The sequence below is a fragment of the Bacteroidota bacterium genome, assembly GCA_030706565.1.
Taxonomy (GTDB): Bacteria; Bacteroidota; Bacteroidia; order Bacteroidales; family JAUZOH01; genus JAUZOH01.
In genome coordinates this window covers 1-6,859 of the sequence record JAUZOH010000200.1, presented here as the reverse complement: position 1 = coordinate 6,859, position 6,859 = coordinate 1, and the positions used below count along the sequence as shown (strand labels likewise).

Annotated in this window: 6 protein-coding genes; 2 read left to right on the top strand and 4 right to left on the bottom strand. The window is 43.1% G+C overall.

The annotated features are described in order from the left end of the window. On the top strand, positions 1–352 hold a 352-nt coding region (locus Q8907_10655; protein ID MDP4274728.1), incomplete at its 5' end, for a glycoside hydrolase family 2. A gap of 93 nt (positions 353–445) precedes the next feature. Here the strand turns inward: Q8907_10655 and Q8907_10650 are convergent. Then, a complete protein-coding gene (locus tag Q8907_10650) occupies positions 446–1,309 on the bottom strand; it encodes a methylated-DNA--[protein]-cysteine S-methyltransferase (protein MDP4274727.1) in 864 nt (287 codons plus the stop codon). A 524-nt stretch (positions 1,310–1,833) separates the two neighbouring features. Here Q8907_10650 and Q8907_10645 point away from each other — a divergent pair. After that, positions 1,834–3,120: an aminopeptidase P N-terminal domain-containing protein gene (locus Q8907_10645; protein ID MDP4274726.1), complete on the top strand. Its 1,287-nt coding sequence runs from the start codon at positions 1,834–1,836 to the stop codon at positions 3,118–3,120. Here the strand turns inward: Q8907_10645 and Q8907_10640 are convergent, their stop codons facing one another. The 3 genes from Q8907_10640 to Q8907_10630 form a co-directional block, all read right to left on the bottom strand. Beyond that, on the bottom strand, positions 3,121–3,900 hold the full coding sequence (locus tag Q8907_10640) for a glycosyltransferase family 2 protein (protein MDP4274725.1): 780 nt from the start codon (positions 3,898–3,900) through the stop codon (positions 3,121–3,123). An 8-nt stretch (positions 3,901–3,908) separates the two neighbouring features. Then, the gene (locus Q8907_10635) at positions 3,909–5,177 is read right to left on the bottom strand and encodes a glycosyltransferase family 4 protein (GenBank protein MDP4274724.1); all 1,269 of its coding nucleotides are present in this window, start codon (positions 5,175–5,177) and stop codon (positions 3,909–3,911) included. 77 nt (positions 5,178–5,254) lie between these two features. Next, positions 5,255–6,742 (bottom strand): oligosaccharide flippase family protein, encoded by a 1,488-nt coding sequence (locus Q8907_10630; protein ID MDP4274723.1) that lies wholly within the window; start codon positions 6,740–6,742, stop codon positions 5,255–5,257. Between the last annotated feature and the right edge of the window lie 117 nt (positions 6,743–6,859).

Genomic DNA, 6,859 nt, shown 5'->3' with positions numbered 1-6,859 from the left:
CAAGTTTTATAACAACACAAAAACTGGTGAAACGTGGAACTATCCTGAATTTAAAGGATATTATGACAATTTCTTCGCCGTGAAAGTAAACACGAAGGAACTTCCATTTACCATAGTTTCGGCTACACCCGGTTTATTCCTGCATCTTTTTACGCCGCAGGTATCCAGGTTCTCAAAAGGTGGGACAAATCCTCCTTTCCCGTCAGGAGATATTTCCATCCTGAACGGCATAAGCGCAATTGGAACAAAATTTTCGGAACCTGAAGTTGAAGGGCCTCAAAGCCAGAAAAATGAATTTCTTCAAAGCAATGTCCCCCTGAAAGGCAAAATTTATTTCCGTTTTGGAGACTAGGCCGAATCTTTTAACAAACAACAATAAAACAGTGGGTGCAGAAATTAAGGCGCCCACTGTTTATTAAATAACGTAAATTCCTTTTCCCCGGATTTAGATTTTAGCGGATTCGGCCTGACAGTCTGTTTGTGCATTTTCCCAACCGATGATTGCTGTTTTTCTTGTACTTCCCCACCTGTAACCGCCAAAAATTCCTGTGGCCCGTATCACCCTGTGGCAGGGGATTAAATAGGCAACCGGGTTGCTTCCAATGGCGGTTCCTACTGCCCTGGAGGCATTTGGATTGCCGATTTCATTTGCTATTGCACCATAAGTCGAAAGTTCTCCCATGGGTATTTTTAACAGGGCTTCCCAGACTTTCAGCTGAAAATCCGTTCCTTTCAGATGCAGTCTGATTTCTGGAAGGTTACTCCAGTCTTTTTTGAAAATCTGCAAGGCATTTTGCTGAAGTACATCCGATTTTTCATTGAATGTTGCATGGGGGAATTTTTCTTTTAGGGCATATAATCCTTCCCGGTATTCTTCGTAAAATGCCATATAACAGACCCCTTTCTCCGTAGATGCAATAAGGATATTCCCAAAAGGGCTTGTGGAAGAACTAAAGCGGATGGAAAGATTTTTACCGCCGTCCCTGTATTCTGCCGGAGTCATTCCTTCAATATTGATGAATAAATCGTGCAGCCGGCCTGTTCCGGAGAGGCCTGTTTCATAAGCCGTTTCAGACAGAGTTGCTTCATTTTCGGTTAATATTTTTTTGGCATGTTCAATGCTTATATATTCCAGGAATTTTTTAGGACTGGTGCCTGCCCATTCGGTAAAAAGCCGCTGAAAATGATAGGGGCTTAAATTTACTTCTTTTGCTATCTGTTCAAGATCGGGCTGCTGCCTGTAATTCTCTTTTATAAAATCTATGGCTTTAGCTATGCGGCTATAATTGATATTTTCCTGGCTGTCCATTTTAATTGTTTTTCTCAACAAATATCTTAAGAATTATGATGAAATAAAACCCGGAACTTGCGGAGATAAAACCACAAAGGCACGGAGGGCACGGAGAATAGAAATTTAATAGTGATCTTTGTGAAAACCTTGTGTTCCTTGTGGTTTGAGGTTGTTTGAGATAGTTTGAGATGGTTTGAGGTGATTTGAAGTTGTTTGAGATAGTTTGAGGTGGTTTGATATGGTTCAAAATGGTTCAAGATGGTTCAAAAGTTCAAAGGAACTTTACAACAAGGTACTCTGTGGTTCTCTGTGAAATTTCTCTGTGGAACTCTGTGAAATAATTGATTAAAAAATACAAATACGATAACACAGAGATTCACAGAAAAGGCACAGAGGAATAATTGTTCATGATTTTTCCGTGCCCTGAGTGCTTCCGTATTTTTTTCCTCTTTCTTTTAAATTTTTACTAAACTTGTAAATCAAAATAATGAAGTTTCAGGATATGAAGCTTTACGTTTTGCCGAATATTAATTTTCAATCTTATGCGCTATTCAACTATTCCCCAGCAACTGTTTGAAAAAAACAGGATAAAACTTACCCAAAAGCTAAAACCCCATTCACTGGCCATATTACATTCGAACGACCAGATGCCCCGCAACGGCGACCAGTTTTTCCCCTTCCGCCAGAACAGCGATCTTTTCTACCTCTGCGGTATAGACCAGGAAAAAACTATCCTCACCCTTTGCCCCGGACATCCAGAGGAAAAATTCCGGGAGGTACTCTTCATCCTCAAGACTGACCCCAAAACTGAACTTTACCTGGGGCATAAGCTCACCCAGGAAGAAGCCCGGGCCATCTCCGGGGTCAATACCGTCTACTGGCTGGATGAGTTCGACAAGGTTTATCCTGAACTGAAACAGAATTCAGAATACGGCTATACCAATCTTGATGAGAATAATCCGACAAGATCCGATTCCGTTTTCCCCAACTTGCGCTTTGCCGAAAAAATCAGGTCAAGATTTCCGCTTTTCAAGCAGGAGAAGCTTGCTCCGTTAATGACTGAATTAAGAATGGTCAAGGAGCCCGAAGAGATGAAAATTATCGAACAGGCCTGCAGCATTACTGACTATGCCTTCCGTAATGTTTTAAAGATGGTGAAGCCCGGGATTTTTGAATATGAAGTGGAGGCAGAGCTTACCCGAAGCTTCCTGCAAAAAGGATCCACGGGGCATGCCTTTGCCCCTATTGCAGCTTCGGGTTCAAATGCCTGCGTGTTGCATTACTCGTCCAACGGGTCGGTCTGCCAGGAGGGCGATTTGCTGCTCATGGATTTTGGGGCCGAACAGGCCAATTATGCCAGCGATTGCTCCCGCACCATCCCGGTCAGCGGAGTTTTCTCAAACCGGCAGAAGCAGCTGTACCAGGCTGTGCTGAGGGTTTTAAAACGTGCAGAATTGATGATTCATCCCGGCATCAGCATAGAAGATATGAATAAGGACCTGCAAAAAATCTGGGAAGAGGAACATATCTCCCTGGGACTTTATACACGCCGGGACCTGGAACAGCAGGATCCTGAAAAGCCACTGTACAAGACCTATTTTCCCCACGGCGTCTCCCATCACATGGGCCTCGATGTACATGACGTTGGCTCCAAGGATGTAATCCTGCAGCCCGGCATGGTGATCACTTTTGAACCGGGAATTTATATCCGCGAGGAAGGGACCGGCATCCGACTGGAAAATGATTATCTCGTGACCGGAGATACAGCCGTCAACCTCATGAAAAATATCCCGGTTGAAATTGAGGATATTGAACAGCTGATGAAATAGCTAAACGGCGCTTTTCTTCCTGTGGAAAACCTGCGCCAGGGCCCGGACCAGGATACAGCCATGGAAAAACAAGGTAGAAACCAGGCCGTAATAATGTTTCATAATCAGGAACCGTTCTTTCAGGGCACGGCTGTGCCTGGTTTTGGTCATCCCCCCCTGGAGGAACCTGGAAAGGACCAGGTGGGTATTGGTGATGCTTCCTGCTTTCTGAAGCGCCCTGATCACCCAGTCGAAGTCTGCAGACGATTTATAAATGAGGTTATACTTTCCGGCTATTTCCTTGCTGACAAGCACAGACTGATGACAGACCAGCATCCCCATTCTGAAGCTTTTCCAGTCAAGAACTTTGGGAGGGCGCAACCTTCTTTCCCCCAGTTCCCGGCCCTCTTCATCAATGATAACTGTATCTCCATAATAAATATCCGGATACGGCCCGGGATGTTCCAATATATCGCTCAAGGTATGGTCATCATGGATCAAATCGCCGGAATTAATGAACCACAAATACCTGCCATGGGCATGTTCTATCCCTTTATTCATAGCGTCGTAAAGTCCTTTATCGGGCTCGCTCAGCCAGAATGCGATATGGCTCCCGTACTTTTGAATAATGTTTAAGGTATTGTCCTTTGACCCCCCGTCAATGATAATGTACTCAATACGGGGATATGTTTGACGGATGACGCTCTGAATGGTCTTTTCAATAGTACCCCCGCCGTTGAATACAACAGTAATTAAGGAAACAAGGGGCAATGAACTGGTTTCAGGCTTTTGTTCAGACATTTGAGATTTTAGTGTTTTTTTAAAATATCTTCATATAAGGCGGTATAACGCTTAGCAACCACCGCTTCAGAATAATTCTCAACTGCTTTCTTTCTGGCATTTTCTGAGAGTTTTTTCCTGTCGGCTTCGAATAAAGTCCAGTAAATGCCGCGTGCCAGATCATCAGCCGACATATATTCAGCCAGATAGCCATTCTCCATGTGGTCGATCATCTCGGGGATCCCACCCACGTTGAATGCAACTGCCGGGGTACCGCACGAGAAGGACTCCATGATGGTATTGGGCAAATTCTCCTGAAGCGATGAGGTGACATACACATCGGACAGCGAATAAATTTCTGCCATCTGCTTTTTATCACTGACCACGGAAAAATTTATGCTTTTAAAAGGCAGGCTGTCGAGCAATTCTTCGGATACCATTCCGAAAACGCCGATCACAATCTTTTCAATGATCTCCGGATGATTCTGTTTCAACAGGTTTAAAGCATCGCGGAAAAAAGTGAAACCTTTAAAATAACTGCTTACTTTAACGGCCCCAAAGAGAATGATGAACTGTCCTTCCTTCAACTGCACATTCAGCTTGAGTTTGGATTTGTCAAGAGGTTTGAAAATATCTGTTTCAATGGGATTAGGTATAGCTTCCACCCTGCAATTTCGAAGCAGTCCGCTGCTTTTGGCACAGCCGGCCAGCCACTGGCTGCATGCAACAAAGGTGATATCTCCTTTGCCCCATATATTGTATTTTTTCAACCATAACCTTGTGGAAAGATCATATTCGCGGGGATGTTTCAGGAATGGGCAATTAGAACACATGGTTTTATATGCTGTACAGCTTCCGGCATGATGGCAGCCCCCGGTAAATGTCCACATATCATGCATAGTCCAAACTACGGGCTTCTTCAGGCTGAGTATTCTCGATATGCTTTTTAAAGATAAATATCCCTGGTTGATCCAATGAAAGTGAATAATATCAGCCTCACTGGCCAAAGCATGGTTTTTTATATTTTCTCCTGTATTTGCGGGAGAGAACAGGAAGCGAATCTCCCTGGATTTCTCATAGGGAAGGAACTTCAGGCGCTCGCAAACAAAACGCCAGAAATTCAATAACCTTTTCCAGTCAGAATGGGTAGTACAGGTAATATTGGGGTCGTCGCCCTTTTTCTCCTGCACCAGGGCTTTTGCTTCAACATCATTTTTAACTAGTGCATGCAGCAAACGGATGCAGGCTATTGCCGCACCTCCAACAGAATCTGATTTATTAACCAAAAGAACCTTCATCAATGTTTCATTTTAGATACCTTATCAGCTGTCGCCTCCGGCAGTAGAAATCATCTCATTTTTTATCACCGGGAAAGTTAAATATTCAGGTGAATCTTTGCAATCTGGCCGGTTTTTATCTTCTCCCAGATTTTCTTCAACGATTCTATCTCTATGGGCTCAAAGAAATTCCAAAAATACAGAATTATGGGATACAAAATAATCAGCAGGCTCTTAACCGACAGCCGGACAAGCAGGCTGAAGCCGTCTATCAGGCATACACAGCCATATAGGGCAAGGGCCAGAGAAATCATCTTGATCATCTTTCCCTTTTCGTATGGAATGTTATAATATTTCTGTGAGAAATTATAGATGCACATGAAGAAGACAAACTGAGAAATGCACACGCCCATGGCAGCACCCATCGATTGCAGGTAAGGAATAAACAATACATCAAGGACGATATTCAAAATGGCCACCCCGATGGTAATCATCGACATGATTTTTGTCTTTTTGGTAATGATCAGGCCGGTCATGGAGGTATCCCTCATCATGGAAAAAAGGATGGAAAGGGAAATCACCGGTATTACCTTGTAGGAATTCCAGTACTCCGGATTTTTTGCGATCACCTTGATTACTTCCTTTCCGAAAAACGACATGCCCAAAACAAAGAACATCAGCCCGAAAGTATAATAGGTCAATATCTTGGAATAAAACCGCTTGTTGTCAGGCTGGTCAATCTTTTTATAGATGAGCGGTGAAACGGCAAGGTTCACCGAAGAAACAACGAGGATGGAAATGGTATTGGCCATTTTAAATCCCAGTGAGTAAAGTCCGACATCCTTCAACCCGCCCAGGAACTTCAAAATATAACGGTCGCTGATATTCAGCGCAACCGCCGAAAAGGCTGAAAGAGCCAAAGGAAAAGAGAAAATCAGCATATCCTTAAGCATATTCCATTCAAAAACAGGCCGGGCATTTTTCTTTATATACTTCAGCAAAAACAGGAAGTACACCATCTGTCCGATGATCTGTGCTTCGTAAATACCTTCCAGTTTTTTGTTCATTTTGACAATGAAGAAGACGGTCAGGCTGAGGCTGGTGGTCAGTTTCAGGATATTGGCCATCGTAAACAAAACAGGTTTTTCCTGCAGGCGGATCAATGTTGAAGGGGCCTGAAAGACAATCTCCAGGCTGGCAGAAAAAATCATCATCTTCAGCAGGAACGAATAATTGGGCAGGTCGAACAACAGGTTCGAAAAGGTCCCTGAAAACGGGCAAAGCAGGACATCCATTCCGGCGGCTACAATTGCTAGAAAGACAAGCACGGTAAAAAACATTTCTTTCTGGGTATGCTCGTAACGCTTATCCCAATACCACCTGAAAAATGCCTGATACAGGGTAAGGCCGAAAACGGCAATCAGCACCTGCGTGGTAACCTCCAGGATTCCGAGAATTCCATAATCGGATACGCTTAAATGGCTGGTATATAATGGCAGTAATATAAAACCGACAAGTTTGGTAGACAAATTGCCCAATCCGTAGATAAACGAATTTTTAATTGTCGATTTAAGATCTTTAATCATCAAACAAATTTTTAGATGTCGTCCCTTCTTTAAATAAGGGGTAGTGAGAAATTTTTACAATTGTTATTATTATTCCTTCTAAATATTTAAAAGTAATTCATTAATAATTGTCAACTT